This window comes from Pectobacterium carotovorum (assembly GCF_033898505.1).
In the GTDB taxonomy this organism is placed as follows: domain Bacteria; phylum Pseudomonadota; class Gammaproteobacteria; order Enterobacterales; family Enterobacteriaceae; genus Pectobacterium; species Pectobacterium carotovorum_J.
The window spans coordinates 445,037-465,898 of sequence record NZ_JAXAFK010000002.1; the positions used below are offsets into that span (position 1 = coordinate 445,037).

Below are 20,862 nucleotides of genomic sequence, written 5' to 3' on the forward strand. Positions count from 1 at the left end.
GAGAACCCTGATCATACGGATGCTTAAAGCGCTAATGCATTCACTACTGCTTCCGGCATTGATGGTCGGCCATTGGTCAGGCAAGTAGCGACAAACGTGGCTTCTGCGTAAGTAACGTCGCCAACCTTAATCTGCTGAACGAAATTGACACGATTACGTTTTTCGTTCTTTTCCAACTGGCAGGTGACTTCTAACCGATCGCCTTTTTGCAGGCTTTTACGGAAGCGCAGAGTGTACTCGAGTACCATGTAAATCTTTCCCTGCTTGAACTCTTCTTCAATATCAATGCCCAGCGCTTCTTTCATAAAGGCATGTCGCGTCCACTCCATGTAAAACGGGTAGTAGAGGCCGTCGACGACGCCCTGAAAGTCGATATGACTGTCCTCAACGTCATAATGTTTTGAAAACATTTTTGCATCCTATTTGATTGTTGTACCGAACGGATTTGTTACATCGACAGGCCTGTTGGTATACCTCACTTAATTAGCGTGGTAAATGCGAAAATGTATCAAAGTGATAATAACGTGATGTCATGATTTGAGTGGGGATAAGCGGTTTGGTGCCATGGTGAAAAAGGAAAGGTGCAGTGAGGGCCGCGGCCCTCACTGAAGGGAAATTTATCCCAGAGACTGGTGACGTGTTTCTCTGGTCGCCAGCAGCGCAATCAGCGTCAGCGACGCCATGGCTGCCAGATAAACGCCGACGTAGAACAGGCCGTAGTTGGCCGTCAGCCACGCTGCGATATATGGTGCGACCGATGCACCCAGAATTGACGAGACGTTATAGGAGAATGACGCGCCAGTGTAGCGTACTTCCGTCGGGAACAGCTCCGGCAGCAGCGCACCCATTGGGCCGAACGTCAGTCCCATGATGCTCAGACCCAGCACCAGGAAGCCCATTACCAGCGCCTGATTACCTGAGCCGAGCATGTAAGGGAACAGCATCGCGAAGACGATCATGAGGCAGGTGATGGTAATCATGGTCTTGCGGCGGCCAAAGGCATCCGCCAGATAGCCTGCTACCGGCACCATCAGGCCAAAGCCGATCACCGCGATCATCAGCATCAACAGGAAGCTGTTACGCGAGAAGCCAAGCCCCTTAGGTTCTGGCGTTGTTCCGTATGTCATGGAGTAAACGGTCATGATGTAGAACAGTGTGTAGGTCGCCAGCATGATGAAGGTGCCGAGGATCGTGACTTTCATGTGCTTGCTAAGCAGCGTGCCCAGCGGCATACGCACCTGTTTGCCGGCTTTGACCGCTTTGGTAAAGACCGGGGCTTCATGCAGAGAGATACGGACATACAGGCCAACCAGCACCAGCACCGCGGACGCGACGAACGGTACGCGCCAGCCCCAGGTCATGAACTGCTCTTCCGTCAGCAGCCAGGACAACAGCAGGAAGGTGCCGTTTGCGAAGAAGAAGCCAATCGGTGCGCCAAGCTGGGGGAACGACCCGTACAGCGCACGCTTATTGGATGGGGCATTTTCGGTCGCCAGCAGTGCCGCGCCGCCCCATTCACCACCCAGACCCAGCCCTTGGCCGAAGCGTGCCAGTGCCAGAAGAATCGGTGCAAAAATACCAATGGTTTCGTAGGTCGGTAACAGCCCAATCAGGACGGTTGAGATCCCCATGGTCAGCAGAGATGCGACCAGCGTGACTTTACGTCCGACGCGGTCGCCGAAGTGACCGAATACTGCCGAACCAATAGGGCGAGCCACAAAGGCAATCGCGAAGGTGGCCAGCGACTGTAGCGTAGCGGCTGTCGGATCGCCCTGCGGGAAGAAAATGTGCGGGAAAACCAGCACTGCGGCAGTGGCGTAGATATAAAAATCGAAAAATTCGATAGCGGTGCCAATCAGCGACGCAACAATGACTTTATTGCGTGAGTTTACGGGTGGCGCTTCCGCTTCGGCATCGAGAGTGGGAGTGACGGTGGTGGCTTGCATAATGTTTCTTTATTTTAACAACACGAACGACCATTCTACGCACAGAAAAATTGGCTTTTCAACGTTGATTAAGTAAGGGCAATGCCAGTCGGCACGCGGCTTCAAGGAGCCTGTTCCAATATATTATCGATACATAAAATATAATGTGCCACAGCCTTATTTTTGCCGGAGAATGTTATGGCGATGTTGATGTTCACGGAATATGTGAGATCGCGCACAATTCTGTCTGCGCGCGAATACGGCCTTGATGAAGGTGTAAAGTCGCCGCTTCATCGGCATAATATTGCCAATCAGTGAAGAAGGACACGGCGATGCAAGAACACGATCAGGCGCTTATCGAACAGTTTCTCGATGCGCTATGGCTGGAAAGAAATCTGGCCGAGAATACGCTAGCGTCTTATCGGCTGGATCTGCGCACGCTCGCGGAGTGGCTTGCACACCATGATAACGACTTATTGCAGGCGCAGGCGCTCGATCTTCAGGCGTTTCTCGCCGATAGGGTTGATGGCGGCTACAAGGCGACCAGTTCGGCCCGTTTGTTGAGCGCGATGCGCCGCTTCTTCCAGTACCTTTATCGGGAAAAGCTGCGCAGCGACGATCCCAGCGCGGTGTTGTCGTCCCCGAAACTGCCGCAGCGTCTACCCAAAGATTTGAGCGAGGCGCAGGTGGATGCGTTGCTCAACGCGCCAAGCATTGAGCAACCGCTGGAATTACGCGATAAGGCCATGCTTGAGGTATTGTATGCGACGGGGCTGCGCGTTTCCGAGCTGGTCGGTTTGACGATGAGCGATGTCAGCCTGCGGCAGGGCGTGGTACGCGTGCTGGGAAAAGGTAATAAAGAACGGCTAGTACCGCTCGGTGAAGAAGCAGTGTACTGGATCGAGTACTATCTGGAACATGGGCGCCCGTGGCTGCTGAATGGGCAAACGCTGGATGTCCTCTTTCCCAGCAATCGCGCACGGCAAATGACGCGCCAGACGTTCTGGCACCGCATCAAGTATTATGCGGTGCTGGCGTCGATTGATAGCGAAAAGCTCTCGCCGCACGTTTTGCGTCACGCGTTTGCTACCCATTTATTGAACCACGGCGCGGATTTACGGGTCGTACAGATGCTCTTGGGGCACAGCGATCTTTCCACGACGCAGATTTACACCCATGTGGCGACAGAGCGGCTGAAGCAGCTTCACCAGCAGCACCATCCGCGCGCCTAGGGGATAGCGTAACCAATCGAGTCATTATACAGAGTAACAGGATGTTATCTGGCTGGCGGGATTTCCCGCTTACTATCACGGCGCATCCTTGTCATCAGCGATTTGCCGCGGACAATGTTGCGAAAACACAGGATTGATGAAATGAAAAAAGGGTTATTACTGCTTTCTTTACTGGTCGCGACGGCAACCAACGTTGCTCACGCCGATGATGCCGCGATCAAGCAGACATTGACGCGTCTGGATATGCAGGGGGCGGAAATCCTGCCTTCGCCGATGGCGGGCATGAAAACGGTGATTACCGACAGCGGCGTGCTGTACATCAGCGAAGACGGCAAGCATTTGCTGCAAGGCCCGCTTTATGACGTGAGCGGCACCATGCCAGTCAACACCACCAATAAGATCCTGATCGGCAAGATGGATGCGCTACAGGATCAGATGATTGTGTATAAAGCCGCGCAGGAAAAACACGTTATCACCGTTTTTACCGACATCACCTGCGGCTATTGCCACAAACTGCATGAGCAGATGAAAGATTATAACGCGCTGGGCATTACCGTGCGCTATCTGGCTTTCCCGCGGCAGGGCATGAAATCGGCAGCCGCGAAAGATATGCAGTCCATCTGGTGCGTGGCCGATCGCAATAAAGCGTTTGATAGCGCGATGAAGGGCGATGCGATCTCGCCAGCAACGTGTAAAACTGATATCGCTGCGCATTACCAACTGGGCATACAGTTTGGCGTGCAGGGCACCCCTGCTATCGTGTTGCAAGACGGTATGGTCGTGCCGGGATATCAAGGGCCAAAAGAAATGCTGGCGATGCTGGAAGCACATAAAGCCTCGAAGAAAACCGGCGGTTAATGCTACGTGGATATGATTACCCAACTCCGTCGGCGTCCGCTGGCGGAGGACATTGATTTACCTGACACCGTTCCGCCCTTGCTGCGTCGCCTTTATGCGCAGCGCGGCGTGAAAGGGGCTCAGGAGCTGGAACGAAGCCTGAGTGGTTTACTCAATTATCGGTTGTTAAGCGGTATTGATAAGGCAGTCGATCTGCTGCAAAAAACGCTGGCTGAGAAGCGCTGCATCGTCATTGTCGGCGATTTTGATGCCGATGGTGCTACCAGTACCGCGCTCACCGTGCTGGCACTGCGCAGCATGGGTGCCGTGAACGTGAAGTATCTGGTGCCGAACCGTTTTGAAGACGGTTACGGGCTCAGTCCGGAAGTGGTGGCGCAGGCCGCCGCGCTGGGTGCAGAAGTGATTGTGACCGTGGATAACGGGATCTCTTCTCACGCGGGCGTTGAGGATGCGCATCGGCGCGGTATTACCGTGCTGGTGACCGATCACCATCTGCCGGGTGAAATTCTGCCTGACGCCGACGCCATGATTAATCCCAATCTGCCTGACTGTCAGTTTCCCTCCAAGTCACTGGCGGGCGTAGGCGTCGCGTTTTATCTGATGATGGCGTTGTTCGTACGCCTGCGTGATAGCGGCTGGTTTACGCAACCCTGGTTTACACAACAGGGGCTGGCGAAGCCGAACCTCACCGAATTACTGGATCTGGTGGCGCTGGGCACGGTCGCTGACGTGGTGCCGCTGGATGCCAACAACCGGATTCTGGTCGCGCAGGGGCTGAACCGCATTCGTGCGGGCGAATGTCGTCCGGGTATTCGGGCGCTGCTGGAAGTGGCGAACCGCGATGCCAGTCAACTGGTCGCCAGCGATTTAGGCTTTGCGTTAGGCCCACGGCTGAACGCGGCTGGACGGCTACACGACATGAAAATCGGTGTCGAACTGCTGCTCAGCGATGACATCGTACAAGCACGTATCCTTGCCAATGAACTGAATGACATGAATCAGGACCGGCGGGAGATTGAACAGGGGATGCAGGCAGAAGCGTTGCGCCTGTGTGAATCGCTGGAACGTACCCGTGATTCACTGCCTTACGGATTGGCGATGTATCACCCGGAATGGCATCAGGGTGTCGTCGGTATTTTGGCTTCGCGCATTAAAGAACGTTTTCATCGTCCAGTGATTGCCTTTGCTCCTGCGGGCGACGGCATGCTGAAAGGGTCAGGGCGCTCCATTTCCGGCCTGCATCTGCGCGATGCGCTGGAGCGGCTGGATACGCTGTACCCCGGTATGATGCAGAAATTCGGCGGGCATGCGATGGCGGCAGGGTTATCGCTGCATGAAGATCGGTTTGAGGATTTTCGCCAGCGCTTTGGCGAGCTGGTTGGCGAATGGCTCGACCCGTCTCAGCTTGAAGGCGTCGTCTGGTCTGACGGTGAGCTGGTGCTGCCGGAACTGGATTTGCTCTCAACGGCAGAGATGCTGCGCTACGCGGGGCCGTGGGGTCAGTCCTTCCCTGAACCGACGTTCGATGGCTGCTTCCGTATTCTGCAACCTCGCCTACTCAAAGAGCGCCATTTGAAAGCGATGTTTGAACCGATTGGTGCAACAGGGCAGGTGCCGCTGTTAGATGGTATCGCATTCAATGTTGATACTACCATCTGGCCGGATCCGAGCATTAAAGAAGTGGAAATCGTGTACCGGCTGGATATTAACGAGTTTCGCGGTAAACGTTCGGTGCAATTGCTCATTCAACATCTGTGGCCGCGCTAGCCGTGTGGACAGAATACGGTGGGCAGAAAGTCTATAAAATGGGCCTTTTATCCGCTAGAATGGCGGGTTACACCATTCCGTTGTCAACGACTTAACGTAAGAATATAAAAAATCATGTTTGAAATTAATCCGGTAAAAAACCGCATTCAGGACCTGTCTGAACGTAGTGCCGTTCTTAGGGGGTATCTTTGACTATGATGCCAAGAAAGAACGCCTCGAAGAAGTAAATGCCGAACTGGAACAGCCTGATGTCTGGAATGAGCCTGAACGCGCTCAGGCATTGGGAAAAGAACGTTCCTCGCTGGAAGCCATCGTAGACACCATCGATCAACTGACTCAAGGTCTGGAAGATGTGAATGGTCTGCTTGAGCTTGCGGTGGAAGAAGACGACGAAGATACGTTTAATGAAACGTCGGTAGAACTGGACGCGCTGGAAAATAAATTAGGCCAGCTCGAATTCCGTCGCATGTTCTCCGGCCAGTACGACAGTGCGGATTGTTACCTGGATATTCAGGCAGGTTCTGGCGGTACGGAAGCGCAGGACTGGGCCAGCATGCTGGTGCGTATGTACCTGCGTTGGGCGGAAGCCAAAGGGTTTAAAACCGAAATTATTGAAGAGTCAGACGGTGACGTGGCCGGTACGAAATCCGCCACTATCAAGATCATCGGCGACTATGCATTTGGCTGGCTGCGTACCGAAACCGGCGTACACCGTCTGGTGCGTAAGAGCCCGTTCGATTCCGGCGGCCGCCGCCACACCTCATTCAGCTCCGCGTTCGTTTACCCGGAAGTTGAAGATGATATCGATATCGAAATCAATCCTGCCGACCTGCGTATTGACGTTTACCGTGCCTCTGGTGCGGGTGGTCAGCACGTTAACCGGACAGAATCTGCGGTGCGTATTACCCACATGCCTACTGGTATTGTCACGCAGTGTCAGAATGACCGTTCCCAGCATAAAAACAAAGATCAGGCGATGAAACAGCTGAAAGCCAAGCTGTACGAGTTTGAGATGCAAAAGAAAAATGCTGAGAAACAGGCGATGGAAGACAACAAGTCTGATATCGGCTGGGGCAGCCAGATTCGTTCCTATGTTCTGGATGATTCGCGCATCAAAGATTTACGTACCGGAGTGGAAACACGTAACACTCAGGCCGTACTGGATGGCGATCTGGACAAATTTATTGAAGCAAGTTTAAAAGCGGGGTTATAAGAATTCACATGGCTGAATCACAATCACAGGGTGCCGATCAGGCGCAAGATCTGAATAATGAATTAAAAACGCGTCGTGAAAAGCTGGTGGCGCTGCGTGAAACCGGGATCGCATTCCCGAATGATTTCCGCCGTGACAGCACGTCCGATCGTCTGCACGCTGAGTTCGATGGCAAAGAGAACGAAGAGCTGGAAGAACTGGGCGTTGAAGTGACTGTCGCGGGCCGTATGATGACCCGTCGCATCATGGGTAAAGCCTCTTTCGTGACCTTGCAGGACGTTGGTGGCCGTATTCAGCTGTATGTTTCCCGCGACGATCTGGTGGAAGGCATCTATAACGAGCAGTTCAAGAAGTGGGATCTGGGCGATATTCTGGGCGCGCGCGGTAAGCTGTTCAAAACCAAGACGGGCGAGCTGTCCATCCACTGTACTGAACTGCGTTTGCTGACTAAAGCGCTGCGTCCGCTGCCGGATAAATTCCACGGTCTGGCCGATCAGGAAACGCGTTATCGCCAGCGTTATCTGGATCTGATCGCTAACGATGAATCTCGCAATACCTTCCGTATTCGTTCAAAAGTGATGGCGGCGATCCGTAGCTTCATGGTTGATCACGGCTTTATGGAAGTTGAAACGCCAATGATGCAGGTGATCCCTGGCGGCGCGTCTGCCCGTCCGTTCATTACGCACCACAACGCGCTGGACATCGACATGTACCTGCGCATCGCGCCGGAACTGTACCTGAAGCGTCTGGTTGTCGGTGGCTTTGAGCGTGTGTTCGAGATCAACCGTAACTTCCGTAACGAAGGCGTTTCCCCACGTCATAACCCTGAATTCACCATGATGGAACTTTATATGGCGTATGCCGATTATAAAGACCTGATTGTGCTGACGGAAAACCTGTTCCGTACGCTGACGCAGGACGTACTGGGCTCGACAACGGTGGAATACGGCGACCAGACATTCGACTTCGGCAAGCCGTTCGAGAAGCTGACGATGCGCGAAGCGATCTGTAAGTACCGCCCTGAAACCAACGTTGCCGATCTGGACGATCTGGAGAAAGCGACCGCGATCGCCCAGTCTCTGGGGATCAAGATCGAGAAAAGCTGGGGTCTGGGCCGTATCGTTACCGAGATCTTCGAAGAGACGGCAGAAAGCAGCCTGATCCAGCCAACCTTCATCACCGAATATCCGGCTGAAGTATCACCGCTGGCGCGTCGTAACGATCAAAACCCTGAAATCACCGATCGCTTTGAGTTCTTCATCGGCGGCCGTGAAATCGGTAACGGCTTCTCCGAGCTGAATGATGCCGAAGATCAGGCAGAGCGTTTTGCGCAGCAGGTGAATGCTAAAGACGCGGGCGATGACGAAGCGATGTTCTACGACGAAGACTACGTGACCGCGCTGGAACACGGCCTGCCACCGACAGCGGGTCTGGGTATCGGTATCGATCGTATGGTGATGTTGTTCACTAACAGCCACACCATCCGCGACGTGATCCTGTTCCCGGCAATGCGTCCGCAGAAATAAGGCAAAGAAAGTCAGACTGACACTGTCGTCATACTTTATTAAACCGGTGCAACCGCACCGGTTTTTTTACTATCGACAAAGGCCGTCGAGCGGTAGTAACGGATAGATCGTAAAGACGCTGTGAACACATCCCTGTGCGCTCGGCTTGCGCGGATATGAATCTCATCCCTGAGATTCACCCTTACAGGGCCGTCGCTAGCGACGTTCAAAAACGTTCCTGACGTTTTTGTCCATGGCGCAAACGCTTTACTCTTCTATTCCGTTACTACCGTTTTTTTTCGGCGAATGGGTTTATCAACTATCTGGAACGCCATAACCACGTTTTCCCTCCGCATTCTTGCCGTTATTCTGTGATTGTCGCATGACGGGGGAAGATGCTATTTTCAGGCATTCATTCACTGCCGGAACACTCCCATGATGACTTACCGCGATGCCTGGTTCGAACTGGCGCTGTTAACCAACGGCCGCAGTTTTCCACGGCATACGCACGACGAGTTCGTCATCAGCGCCAATCTCAGCGGGTTGGAAACGGTCTGGCTGGATGGAGAGACCTTTATTGCCACCAACGATATGGTGACAACCTACAATCCCGATCAGCTACAAGGCAGCGACAACGCGTTTGACCGCTGGCAGTGCGCATCACTGTACGTTCACCCGCAGGCATTCGAGCATTATTTCCACCAAACTTTTCGGTTCTCACGGGGCTGGAATCCGTCGCCGCAGTTGGCAGCCGAGCTAAAACAGCTGGTCATCTCTGATGTGGACGATTGCACGCGTCAGGAGCGCATTATCCTGCTGCTGGCTGCGTTGATGGAAAACCAGCATCCTATGCCGTCTCAGGGCCAGATTAAAGAAGCAGAGCGGATCACGCGGATTAAAGACGGGTTGCTGAGCGATCTCAGCGATGTCCCCACGCTCGATCAGCTCGCGCAGCAGGAAAATCTGTCAGTCGCACATCTGGTACGTTCGTTTAATCAGGCGGTTGGGCTACCACCGCTGGCGTGGCTGATGCAGCGACGTATGTGTAAAGCGCGGGAACTGCTGCGGCAGGGGACTGCGATTAGCCAGGTCGCGGGTGATGTCGGGTTTGCCGATCAGGCGCATTTCACCAAAGCTTTCAATCGCTATAACGCCATGACGCCGGGGCAGTTCCGCCGTATCAATTTTTGACAATACAGCGTTTCCTTTGGGCTCTAGACTCGCCTTATTGCTTAACGTTCGAAGGGAATTCCATGCTGTTAGTTGTGTTCACGGGGATGCTGCTATCCCTGTCGCTGTGTCTCGATCTGGGGATGGTCAATACCGCGATTATTAACCGGGGGCTGCGGCACGGCGCGCGCTCGGCGTTTTATATCGGGCTGGGTTCCTGTTTCGGCGATCTGTTCTATGCCACGCTGTCGGTGCTGGGTCTGGCGGTTGTCTTTAATCTGACACCCGTTCGCTGGGCGCTATGGATTGGCGGCGGGCTGATTCTGATCTGGATGACGTTCAGTATGGCGCGTGCGGCATGGCGTGACTATCAGGTTAAACGTTTCGCCAATCTTTCTGCGACAGCGAATGCGGCGGATTTTACTGCGCCGCCTGCCCGCTATACCGAGTTTTTCAGCGGCGTTGGCATGGCGCTGGCGTCACCAACGGCGTTACTGTGGTTTGCTGCGATTGGTGGCACCATTATCGCGCAATCTACCGATGGCTCAGCCTTCATGATTAGCCTGTTTCTGCTGGGCTTTTTTGTGGGCGGCGTGCTGTGGACATTCTTCCTCGCCGCGCTGGTGAAGTACGGTCAGCGCCTGCTGAAAGAGCGTATCTCATTCTATTGCAGCCTGATCTCCGCGCTGCTATTTGCCTACTTTGCCTGGCACGTTATTTCCAATGGGTATGAGACGCTGTTTCTGCCGTTCTCTACGGCTGCATAACTGGCTAAAACATCAACATGTTGCCGGGTTTTTTACTTGCTCGGCAACGGCATAGCGCTATAATGCCATTCGCTTCTTTGTGCGAGTGTAGTTCAATGGTAGAACGGCAGCTTCCCAAGCTGCATACGAGGGTTCGATTCCCTTCACTCGCTCCATGACCTTCTTAAAGACCTCTAACTTACTGAATCCTAAGGGACACGGCTTAACGCCTCCTTACAGAGTTACTTACTGTAACCTACTGTGTAACCCTGCTCAGGGCATACAGACCATGATTCAGCTATCAAATTCAACCAGTGTTCTCTCGATTACCACTTATCTATACCAGCGTGGCGGCGTTTACTATTTCCGTATGAAAACAAAAAGAAGTAAAGATGTCTGGAAGTCTAAAATGAATGAGAATAAGATAACTTCAGTTTCATTACGAACCAAAGACAGGCGTACCGCTATGGCTCACTCTCGACACATTAAGGCAGCACTTAAAGCAATCCATGCGGATAAGCCTAACGCTTCCTATGAGGAGATGAGGGAGCATCTAAGGGATATTGCTGAGTGGGAATTGTCGTTGGGGCGTTCAGACCTCTTTGAGCCAGACATGAGGGATATCTATCGTGACCAGTACGGGGAAGTAGGCGAGGGCCTTATTGATGCTTTAGCAAGTGAACCGTTGAGTATTGACCAACACCGATACATCAATGAAGCGCTGAAGGTACTAAAGGCTTGCATGAAACGTATAGAAGTGGGAGACAGTCAACCTCTCATAGATTATATCGATGGATTTTATGATATTGATCGGTCAAATAATCAGGCGTCTGTATCCCTACCTGTTAATGTGCCAGAAGTGGCTACCGTCAGTGTTGCTGCTCTCTTTGGGCAATACGAAGATGAGAATGCTCAGAATTGGAAGCCAGCAACCTTAAGAGAAAACACATCGGCCCACGCTACGTTAATCGAAATCTTCAACTATATGGGCCTCAACGAGGACGCTAACGCGATAACTCGCGCTGATATGCTAAAGGTTCGTGATGTCCTCCAGCGATTACCAAAGCACCGTAAGCAGCGTTACAAGAATACGCCATTGGCAGACCTATTGAATCGTGAGGATAAGGCTGATTGTCTGGATGTGGTAACAATTAACAATAGATACCTGATTAAGCTGTCAGCCGTCTTTAAATGGGCTGTAAGAAATGACTTATTAGTCAAGAATCTAGCTGAAGGGTTGGAACTAAAAGTGCCCCAGCGTAGAGTCTCTGAGGCGCGTAATGCCTTTAGTCCTGAGCAAGTGAGGCAAATATTGGTCGCCGCTAGAGCGTATTCACAGAAGAACTCAGGTAAGCCATATCATTATTATGTCACCGCTTTGGCTGCAATCACTGGAGCAAGGCTGAATGAGGTGGCGCAACTACAGGTTAAAGACGTTAAGACCACGGGAACGGAAACTGTTTATATCCATATCAATGAAGATGATAGCAGCTTATCCGGTAAGAGCATTAAGAATGCCCATAGTGAACGCTACGTGCCGCTTGTTGATGGTGCGTACGGTTTTATATTGGCTGACTTCATGACACTTGTAGAGGCCCGTAGAAGCGCTGGCGGCGATGATGCGCTGGTGTTCGATGGTCTACACCTCATGAAGAACGGTTACGGCGAACAAGTTAGCAAGTGGTTTAATCGGACGTTGTTGCCTAAGGTTCTGACTGACCGTGATGGATTGGCATTCCACTCGTTTAGGCACACAGTAGCCACGCAGCTAAAACAGCATGGTGTCGAATTGGCTTACGCTCAGGCGATTATGGGGCATAGCTCGGGGTCGATTACCTATGACCGTTATGCTAAAGAAGTTGAAGTGGATAAACTGTTTAATGTTCTGTCTGGTGTCTACTTGCCTCAGCAATGAAAACATCTAACCAATACAGGATGATTATCTACCTTTCGGTTTTTTATGCATTAAGAGTGAATGGTTAATCAGTCTGCCTAAGGATGGGTGGATTGCTAAAACTCTATGTAAATCAATCACATTTAATAACGACTCACTACTAGAAGAGAGACCCTTAAGACTTCCCTTAAGTTAGCATTCAGTTTATTCATGCAGTGTTTATGCATGGCTACTGACTGTGTACTTAAGGGGTCATTCAGCTCCATTCTAATTGTTATAGTAATATAATCACAATCCCTATTAACGTTAAGCCACTTTATATCCTGATAGGGTCAGACTGATATTTCCTTGATGATGAATTGATGCTTTTTTTTGGTATTAACAGCTAACCTTCGGGAAAGACTGAGTGATGGAACTAGGATAAGGGCTTAAAGGTAACTTAGGGAGAGGTGATAATATGAATGATAATTGTCTATCACCAGCCTAGAGAATAACCTATGGCCTGAACTTTTAATTAATCAGGGTCATCTATGTATCAACCATAGGCTATCATTTGGTCTTGTGAAAGCCGCCATTGCTGTCATCATGAATAACGACTCACTACTAGGCAAAGGACAAAACTTAGCTGCATCGACAGGTTACCGCCACAGGAATCACGGGAGGAGTACGTTAGGTTTTTGCCTTTTGGCACCCCTCTTCAATTGTCTCATAGGCACGTTATCCGCGATATTCGGCGTATGATGGCTGACCTGAGCAATGAACAGAACGGTAATTCTCGCAGCCCAAATCTGGGCAGTGAACCGAGCGATGAATCACCACCGATATTATATTCAATCGTCGAGTTAAACCGCTCCGGAAATTTCTTACCGTGAATGGTACGTCATCAAGAAATACAAGGCTCTCCCCGCCTTCCTTCTTTATTTAAATCGCAAAGTCACTCTGTCTGCATCCTGTCTCCTGCTGGTCTCCCTTTATGTGGGGACTTTGTGTAGGCCAGCAGGATGGGACTTCAGGATGCATACAAATGGAGAACACATAAGCATGAATAAATTAAACAAACACGCAAGCCATATCATTATTATTGAAGAGCACAGCTTTAAAGCTAATGACTGCGGCATGTGGAATCTGACGGAAATATGGAAAGTTCTCGAATTAACCCGTGCTAAGGCACCGTCCCAATGGCGAACTAAAAGCACTGTGCGTCTGGAAGCTCTGCAAAAAATGCATAGGTACAACGGTGAATATATCTACGCAGATAAACAAGCAACCTTAAAGTACGCCGGATGGGTCTCAGCAGATTTTGAAGATATGGTCTATGCGGCTTTTGAAGCCATCTTGGAGATGCCAGAGATTGCCGAAGTTGTAGCCAATAAAATGATTGAATTGGGCTATCAGAAAGAGGCCGAGCTATTGGAACGCCATAAGGACGACTACAGAGAAGCTATGCGGAATTTGAATAGGATTGGTAAACGTGTTGATGGCAGGAAGCCTGAGCGTATCTACAAAGCTGTTCTTAATGGCAATATGACGAAATCTCAAGGCCTCTCCCTGATCCCTCGTACCAGTGTCTGGTACAACAGAATAATGGTGAATATATAATTCCTATGCAAATTGACACCCTAATACCTAAGGGAAGAGAACTATATGCCGCCGGATAGCTCCCCCCTAATTGACGTTTTTTGTCTGCCAACAAAGCAGAAACACAAGGCGTCAATATAGGTATTGGCGATCAATTCCAATTTAACGATCGAGACAAACGATCAATAAGGGAGCCAGAATCAGATATCCTTTGCCTCTTTCTCTTTAGTTATTTTTACAGGATATAAAAGATGTTGAAAGGCATGGGGTCATTCATTGGGATGTCAGTGCTGCTTTTAGGTGTGGGCGTTATGGCTGGTTATATCAGCGGTGGGACAACGTGGGAAACGTACCGCGCAGTAGCTAGAGGTATGCGCGCTTTCTGGTGGGCTTCGGGAAGCCTATTCGTCGCAGGGATAATCTACCGCATTGCATTCAACAGATTGTCAGGCGTATGTGGCGTCCTTTTTAGCTTAGCAATAGCCGTCGCCTTAATACTTACTGGTTTTCATTATGCGATTGGTGGTGGTTGGTGGCGGTAATCCACTTCTGTATCCCTTTAAATTTACTCACAAAAATCTCAATATCGATCCAGCAGTAACCACTATGCTGCATCCCCTTGGCCTCCTCAGGAGGCTTACTCTTTGTAAATAAAACCCTTTCTTGAACTGACCGATGCGGGGAGACCGTAGGCATGACTGTGTCTGCGATACCGATAAGTTCATCATCCAATTTCAAGAAGGAGAATCAAATCATGTCATCAATCAATGAAAACCTGCCATTACTGAACATCGTCAAACAGAAGCTAACTCTTAGTAAAGACGGGGCGACCGTGTTGTGGTGTGACGTTGAATACCCTGTAGTCAATTTTGTGAACGTCGTAGTTCCTAGCCTGCTGGCATATTTCCAGCCGTACAGTCATGGGTCACATCATCTGCTGTCGGAGATGTCGGCTAACGGCTTCAGCATTCGAGGCTATGGCAAGCACGCTACCGCTTGGGCTGAGACCATCCGAAACAACCGAGAGGCACATGAACAGCGCCTTAAGGAAGTCCGTGAGCACCACGAACGGATGGCAGCAATGAACGCTACTCCTGCTGAGATTGCAGCGGAAAGAGCCGAGAAAGCACGCATTCAAGATGAATACGCTCGCCGCTATGGCCGCAAGGGCGCTGACTTCGGGCTGTAAGTCCAGACATTTAAACGCCAATACGATGGCCTGCCAGTCTCCCCCGCAAAGGAAACAGCAGGTCAACTCACCAGATTTAACTTACACAGGAGAACCACATCATGCAGAACACTAAGCACAGCAACGCCAACGCTACCACCGAGATTAAACGTACCGACACTACTCAATCAAAAATCAAAACGCTCGATGACCTGAAGACGCACCTCAAGGATTCCAACGGGGAAAAGATCCCTAACTCTGTCTGGGGAACTGATATCAGCCGCACCGAGCTTGTAAACCAGCAAGACGGCACAGGTCAAATTCTAAACGTTGGCTATACAGACCGCTCCGGCAATCCGCAACCTTTCGGTAATGACGTACACGACTACATTAAGGCGTTGGAAGAATCACTAGATGCGACCTTTAATGATGGCGAGTTTGCTGATGCTATGCAAATCCACATCTTCCCGTCTGAGTTCCGACCATTCGCCAGCCAGCCGACCCCACTTAATGTACAACTGCTGGAAGATCGCACAGTGACCTTCAATCCGAACGGTAAACGTGACCGTTCCAACCTGCCTACAGCGAAAGCAATTGCTGGGTCTGCGGTAATGGTCGCCCCTGTACTGCATGGCGATGACAACACGCAAACAGGCATTCTGTGCTCGACTGCTACCACCGTGTCCGATTTCGATATGATGGGTGGGTGGACTGCTGGGTCTTTACGTCAAACTGTCGAAAACATGCAGATTCAATTCTGCCGTGTCATGGCGGGTAATGTCGCCAAGGTACTAGCAAAGACACCTGACCTTGTAACGTTAGAGTGTGATGCTCTGAGCACCAAACCAAAAGATGCTGCTGAAGATCTGCTTGATTATCTGGCTATTCACCTTCCGGTTCACTTAGGGGCAACACTCGACGCTTACGCCTTGATGGTGCCTGAGAAGCTAGAGGCCGTACTAGAGCGTGCAGCCCAACGAGCAGGCCATGAAGACGCAAGCGAGTTATTCGGATGTACCATTATGGGATACCTTGGTGAAGACACTGGTGTTTACTTGCTGCCGAAAGGGTTTGCGATGCTGTCATTTCGCTCTACCAAGCAAGGCGATACCGTCAAGATTATGGTCACACGCCAACCTAGCCGCGCTGGTTACGCTGTAGAGTTGATTGCTGTCATTGATGTGATGGCGACTGGCACCGTTAAGGTGAAGCAAGGCGAGTTCAACGTAGAGGCGACCGCTGAGTTTCCTGTGGTACACCGCCTGACATTCAAAAAAGCATAACATCCACAAGAACCCTTGGGTCAATACCCTTGGGTTTATTATATGTTATGATATAACATCATAAATACAAGGGGGCCATTATGCCAACTATCCTACGAGACCTAGCGCCTCTGATGGTCAAACTAATAGTTACCTGCCTGCTGGCCTATCTGACGCTATCAGGGCACCTTAACGGCGGCCTGCTGGCACCAATCATAGAGGCTGTGGGTCGGGCTTACTGAATGCCATAAACGGCTACGCTCCGGCTGACCTGAAGTGGCCTTTGAGAAAAATATCACAAAAATCTGAGAGGGTATGTAATAGCTCTTTGTCGGACAATTACCCCCGTGGGTCGTCAATAAGTTGCCCAAGACGGAGGTGGTTTGTCCCTGTAATCGAAACATTGGCTTGCCTTTGGTTCTATTCCTGAATCGGAATCTAACAATGATATTGACTAGAGATCACTCAATGTGTAACCATAACTGTAACCTTCGGTTTCATCGTTTCTTTAAGAAACAAATGGTTAGATGTTGATTGTCTTCGGTGCTTCGATTCCCTTCACTCGCTCCAAGCTCTCTTCTCTCATCGTCAACCCAAGTCCCAAAAATCCAATAATGACAAGGCCTTGTGCTGCTTTTTAGTTGCTTAGGGAATAACCCGATTATCGAAATATATACATCAGAGTGTATAGAATGTGCGTATAAAGTAATCCCCCGAAAAAAACAGAGCATTCATAAGTAGAATTTTCTCGCAATCTGAATACAAGAGATTATTATGAATAATATCTCTATTATCATAGGGTTGTGCGTTATTTCTATTGGGTTTTACGCCATTTTACTGAGGCCAATGCTTATGAAACCACATCCGATACGCGAAATTATTGAGGCCTGTGATAAAGCAATCTCTGAGCGAAACCTTGATGCCCTGATGGATTATTACGCCGAGGATGCCGCACTTGTTATCAAGCCAGGCATGGTTGCGAGAGGCAAAGACGATATAAGAAAAGCATTTGTCGCTATTGCCGATTATTTTAAAAATCAGCTTATTGTTGAACAAGGAAATATGCAGGTCATTGAGGGGGGCGGAGACGCTTTAGTCATCATGGAAACCGTTCTGCATTATCCAGATGAGCAGGGCAGTATTGTTACAACGACCCGGCGAGCAACCTATGTGTTCAGGAAAGACGCTAATGGGAACTGGCTTTGCACAATTGATAATTCCTATGGAACAACGCTGCTTGACTGATTCTGTTTAGCCAAGGCTGGCGCGCCTTTATTCTTCCTCGGTAGCTTTTCCATGATTGAATTTGAGGTCAGCGAGTGACCTCAATTCCTGTCATTTACCCGGTTTCACCACGGTTGTTGTCCAGCTAGGTAAATCCCAGGTGCCGCCAAGTTGGATCATGCGGCATGAACCTGTGGTCGATACACTGCTTTGCTGGAATGCTTTGCCATCCCATGTCCAGGCGTCATAGCTCATGCAGTCCGCGAGTCCGCGCCCCTTATGCACAGAGGTAATTTCACCGTCCTCGTAATCTGTGCCATCTGTCGTCACGAGCTGCGGCTGAGTCTGCATGGCGTTATCGATGACCCAGTAGGCGTAGCCTTCGTTATACGCCGCGCGCCAGCAAAGGGTACTGAGCAGGGACAGGGTGTCATTCAGTGGCGTGATCTCAATGGGTTCCGCTTGTTGGCCATCTTGCGGCTGCAATCTATCGCAGTCGCCATCTAGTGTTTTAAGCAGTTTTTTCTGGATAGCCGACTGTTCTGCATCCGTCAGACTCCGTGATGGCTCCTGCTTAGTGACTGCTGCGTAGATGACGGGAGCTGTTACGGAAGGTAACGTACTGCTTTTATTCCCTTTTTTGGTGATGGCGTCGGTTGTGCCGATGCGACCTTGTTTCTCATCCATCTTTAACAGTACCGCGTAAGCACCAGCCCCAGACAGTTCGGAAACGACGCCATTGTGACGAAAAGCCACTTTTCCGCTTCCTTCCAGGGCCTGTAATACGACGGCAATTTGCTTCTCATTTAGCTGCCAGAGATTGTCTCCGGTTGAAGTGAGCAGGCCTTTATCCACGCCGTCAACGGTTAGCGTGAGTGTGGTGCCTTTAGGTATCGCTTGGTATACCTCCGCGAGCATGAGGTCGGCCGTTATTGGCGTATTTTGCCCCGCATGACGCGTGAGAAGCAGTGAGACACCGGGAATATCCTTCTCTTCTCCCGCGTACTGCTCTTCTGACGAGTAACCGGCAGCCCGGCACGTCAGCGTATTATCACAGACCACTTCCCAGTCTTTATGAGAGAAAGTGCTATCGGCAAGTGTTGTAGCCAACGCCAAAGTAGGGATACCCGCGATAAGAGCAGCGAGCACAGTGAGGCGGGGAGGGAGAGAAAAAGTCATTTTCCATCAAGTCCTTGATTATATTGTTACTTGTCATCGTCCTGTTCTTCGAGTCAGGACGTTAAGCGCTTTTTTGACATATGCCAAGATGTTAGCGCTAGACTACGTGATATTGCGAATATTTCTTGTCCGACCACTCCTTTATTAAGAGCGAATCGGGTATGATGCCGCTGCCGTCAACTGCTCATCGATTGCTCAACATCCCCTCTGTGTTATCAGCATGTTTATCCTGCTTTTTAACCTCATGCGTGATAACGGTCAGAAGCAGTTTTCCACACAGATAAAACGATTCCTATAAATAAGTGTCATGATAGATGTAGCGCGATAAGAACGACTCTTTATGCGGTACGCTGTTAATCACTTAAAGACGAGTATCATGAAAATTAAGCAAACATTTACCAGGGCATTACTCCATCCGCGCTATTGGACGACTTGGTTCGGCCTTGGCGTGCTGTTTTTATTAGTTCAACTTCCTTACCCGCTGCTGATGAAAATCGGGAGCAGTGCGGGTCGCCTGTCCCGCGTTTTTCTTAAACGCCGGGTGTCGATTGCCAGACGCAACCTTGAATTGTGCTTCCCTACGATCTCTGACGACGAAAGAGAAGCGATGATCGACAACAACTTTGCTTCGCTCGGCATGGCATTGGTCGAAACCGGCATGGCCTGGTTCTGGTCCGATCGTCGCGTGCGTCATTGGTTTGATGTTTCGGGACTGGAACATTTACAGCACGCTACCGCAAAAGGTCAGGGCGTGATGGTGATTGGTATTCACTTCATGTCGCTGGAGTTGGGCGGCAGGGCGATGGGGCTATGTCGACCGATGATGGCGATGTACCGCCCGCACAATAATAAAGCGATGGAGATGGTACAAACCTGGGGGCGTTCTCGTTCGAACAAGGCGATGATCGACCGTAAAGATCTGCGTGGCATGGTGCAGGCGTTGAAACGCGGCGAAGCGGTATGGTTCGCTCCCGATCAGGACTACGGTCCTAAAGGTAGCGTTTTTGCCCCGTTCTTTGCGGTGAAAAATGCGGCGACGACCAGCGGCACGTACACGATCAGCCGTCTGGCAAAACCGGCGATGATGACGACGGTACTGATTCGCAAGCCCGATGCCTCTGGTTATCAACTGGTGATTCAGCCCGAATTACAGGATTACCCTTATCACGATGAACAGGCTGCGGCGTGTTATATGAATAAGGTGATTGAGAAAGAAATCATGCGTGCGCCTGAGCAGTATCTCTGGCTGCACCGCCGCTTTAAAACGCGCCCGGCAGGGGAGGTATCGCTCTACGCCTGATGGCATAAAGCACGTGTGATATCGGATGGCGCTTCTGCGCCATCACGGTATGGTGAGCAGAATCCGTCACGCATCGTGTAAAACAAAAATGGCCGCCCGGATGGCAGCCATTTTATGGTGGTTAACGTACTTAAGTACGATTAACGGAAGATAGCGTGGGGGTTAACACCGCGATAGGTTTTGCCCAACGCTTTTAATATTTGATTGATTTTGCGGACAACGCGCATCTTTTTATCCCCACGATTCTTAAATAATTATTGGTTGAAAGTACCAAAGTTGATGTTGATGTTTTCAAACATAGCGATGATTTTGTTCAGCAGTTTCATGGTCATTTCCTCATTGTTAGTTGATTGTTTTTCTGTGATGCTGTTCACGTTTTTAAGAATACTCGCACTGATACGGGTGGTCAACTTTTTTGTGATGAGAATCACAAAAAAATGAACGATCAGTTTGTGAAGAGTAAACCGCTGTTTTGATTTCTGTCTAAAAACCTTTTCTGCTTTTTCTTCATACTGACGCGTTTTCAGCGAGTTACCTGATTGAACGTTACCTGTACTGGCTGAAGGCGTCCTTATCGGACAGATTAAGTGAGATAGGTAAATTGTCTCGATTAGCAGTTGAAATACGCGCGGGTGAAGCGGGATAATCGTGCGCTTCACATTGCCAGATACCGTTTTATCCAGCTCGTTTTAGTACAGCCTGTTTTGATATAGCAATGTTTTTATACGGTAATGTCTTGATACGACAACGTTTTCCGGTTTTGCACTCAGCGAGTTAATCGTTTGCGTGCGGAGCTATACGGTTCATGATGTGCCAGTGATGCTGGCACGCTTGCGGAGCA

18 protein-coding genes and 1 tRNA gene are annotated in these 20,862 nt (G+C 50.3%); 15 read left to right on the forward strand and 4 right to left on the reverse strand.

Annotated features, from left to right (window positions below; genetic code table 11):
- Positions 1 to 23: 23 nt before the first annotated feature.
- Entirely contained in the window at positions 24 to 410 is a 387-nt protein-coding gene (locus R9X49_RS14055) for an acyl-CoA thioesterase (protein WP_319848995.1), read from the reverse strand.
- Between the two features lie 207 nt (positions 411 to 617).
- On the reverse strand, positions 618 to 1,946 hold the full coding sequence (locus tag R9X49_RS14060; protein ID WP_319848996.1) for an MFS transporter: 1,329 nt from the start codon (positions 1,944 to 1,946) through the stop codon (positions 618 to 620).
- A gap of 311 nt (positions 1,947 to 2,257) precedes the next feature.
- Between R9X49_RS14060 and xerD the strand changes: the two genes are divergently transcribed.
- The 14 genes from xerD (at position 2,258) to R9X49_RS14130 (ending at position 17,563) form a co-directional block, all read left to right on the forward strand.
- Positions 2,258 to 3,157 (forward strand): site-specific tyrosine recombinase XerD, encoded by a 900-nt coding sequence (xerD, locus tag R9X49_RS14065; RefSeq protein ID WP_012773347.1) that lies wholly within the window; start codon positions 2,258 to 2,260, stop codon positions 3,155 to 3,157.
- 141 nt (positions 3,158 to 3,298) lie between these two features.
- The gene (gene dsbC / locus R9X49_RS14070) at positions 3,299 to 4,015 is read left to right on the forward strand and encodes a bifunctional protein-disulfide isomerase/oxidoreductase DsbC (RefSeq protein ID WP_319848997.1); all 717 of its coding nucleotides are present in this window, start codon (positions 3,299 to 3,301) and stop codon (positions 4,013 to 4,015) included.
- A 6-nt stretch (positions 4,016 to 4,021) separates the two neighbouring features.
- Positions 4,022 to 5,782 carry a single-stranded-DNA-specific exonuclease RecJ gene (gene recJ / locus R9X49_RS14075; protein WP_319848998.1) on the forward strand — a complete coding sequence of 587 codons (1,761 nt, stop codon included), beginning with the start codon at positions 4,022 to 4,024 and terminating at the stop codon, positions 5,780 to 5,782.
- Between the two features lie 114 nt (positions 5,783 to 5,896).
- A protein-coding gene (gene prfB / locus R9X49_RS14080; RefSeq protein WP_319848999.1) for a peptide chain release factor 2 occupies positions 5,897 to 6,995 on the forward strand; the annotation gives its coding sequence in 2 pieces (ribosomal slippage) (positions 5,897 to 5,971 and positions 5,973 to 6,995; 1,098 coding nt in all).
- An 8-nt stretch (positions 6,996 to 7,003) separates the two neighbouring features.
- The gene (gene lysS, locus R9X49_RS14085) at positions 7,004 to 8,521 is read left to right on the forward strand and encodes a lysine--tRNA ligase (RefSeq protein WP_319849001.1); all 1,518 of its coding nucleotides are present in this window, start codon (positions 7,004 to 7,006) and stop codon (positions 8,519 to 8,521) included.
- Between the two features lie 414 nt (positions 8,522 to 8,935).
- Positions 8,936 to 9,691: an AraC family transcriptional regulator gene (locus R9X49_RS14090; protein WP_319849002.1), complete on the forward strand. Its 756-nt coding sequence runs from the start codon at positions 8,936 to 8,938 to the stop codon at positions 9,689 to 9,691.
- A 62-nt stretch (positions 9,692 to 9,753) separates the two neighbouring features.
- Positions 9,754 to 10,437 (forward strand): LysE family translocator, encoded by a 684-nt coding sequence (locus tag R9X49_RS14095; protein ID WP_319849004.1) that lies wholly within the window; start codon positions 9,754 to 9,756, stop codon positions 10,435 to 10,437.
- Positions 10,438 to 10,518: 81 nt separating this feature from the next.
- Positions 10,519 to 10,592 (forward strand) — tRNA-Gly (locus R9X49_RS14100).
- 113 nt (positions 10,593 to 10,705) lie between these two features.
- Positions 10,706 to 12,331, forward strand: a complete 1,626-nt coding sequence (locus R9X49_RS14105; RefSeq protein WP_261855443.1) for a site-specific integrase — start codon at positions 10,706 to 10,708, stop codon at positions 12,329 to 12,331.
- 1,020 nt (positions 12,332 to 13,351) lie between these two features.
- Positions 13,352 to 13,909, forward strand: coding sequence for a hypothetical protein (locus R9X49_RS14110; RefSeq protein WP_261855442.1), 558 nt, complete (start codon positions 13,352 to 13,354; stop codon positions 13,907 to 13,909).
- A 230-nt stretch (positions 13,910 to 14,139) separates the two neighbouring features.
- Positions 14,140 to 14,430 carry a hypothetical protein gene (locus R9X49_RS14115; protein ID WP_261855441.1) on the forward strand — a complete coding sequence of 97 codons (291 nt, stop codon included), beginning with the start codon at positions 14,140 to 14,142 and terminating at the stop codon, positions 14,428 to 14,430.
- A 212-nt stretch (positions 14,431 to 14,642) separates the two neighbouring features.
- On the forward strand, positions 14,643 to 15,077 hold the full coding sequence (locus R9X49_RS14120) for a hypothetical protein (RefSeq protein ID WP_261855440.1): 435 nt from the start codon (positions 14,643 to 14,645) through the stop codon (positions 15,075 to 15,077).
- Positions 15,078 to 15,178: 101 nt separating this feature from the next.
- Positions 15,179 to 16,339, forward strand: coding sequence for a hypothetical protein (locus R9X49_RS14125; RefSeq protein ID WP_261855439.1), 1,161 nt, complete (start codon positions 15,179 to 15,181; stop codon positions 16,337 to 16,339).
- A gap of 831 nt (positions 16,340 to 17,170) precedes the next feature.
- Positions 17,171 to 17,563: an SgcJ/EcaC family oxidoreductase gene (locus R9X49_RS14130; protein ID WP_319849103.1), complete on the forward strand. Its 393-nt coding sequence runs from the start codon at positions 17,171 to 17,173 to the stop codon at positions 17,561 to 17,563.
- A gap of 90 nt (positions 17,564 to 17,653) precedes the next feature.
- On the opposite strand, the gene R9X49_RS14135 is transcribed toward R9X49_RS14130, so the two are convergent.
- Positions 17,654 to 18,721 (reverse strand): DUF1176 domain-containing protein, encoded by a 1,068-nt coding sequence (locus tag R9X49_RS14135; RefSeq protein ID WP_319849005.1) that lies wholly within the window; start codon positions 18,719 to 18,721, stop codon positions 17,654 to 17,656.
- Between the two features lie 376 nt (positions 18,722 to 19,097).
- Here R9X49_RS14135 and lpxP point away from each other — a divergent pair, with 376 nt between their 5' ends.
- On the forward strand, positions 19,098 to 20,021 hold the full coding sequence (gene lpxP / locus R9X49_RS14140; protein ID WP_319849006.1) for a kdo(2)-lipid IV(A) palmitoleoyltransferase: 924 nt from the start codon (positions 19,098 to 19,100) through the stop codon (positions 20,019 to 20,021).
- A 254-nt stretch (positions 20,022 to 20,275) separates the two neighbouring features.
- Here lpxP and R9X49_RS14145 read toward each other — a convergent pair whose 3' ends face one another.
- Positions 20,276 to 20,680 carry a hypothetical protein gene (locus R9X49_RS14145; RefSeq protein WP_319849007.1) on the reverse strand — a complete coding sequence of 135 codons (405 nt, stop codon included), beginning with the start codon at positions 20,678 to 20,680 and terminating at the stop codon, positions 20,276 to 20,278.
- Positions 20,681 to 20,862: the final 182 nt, after the last annotated feature.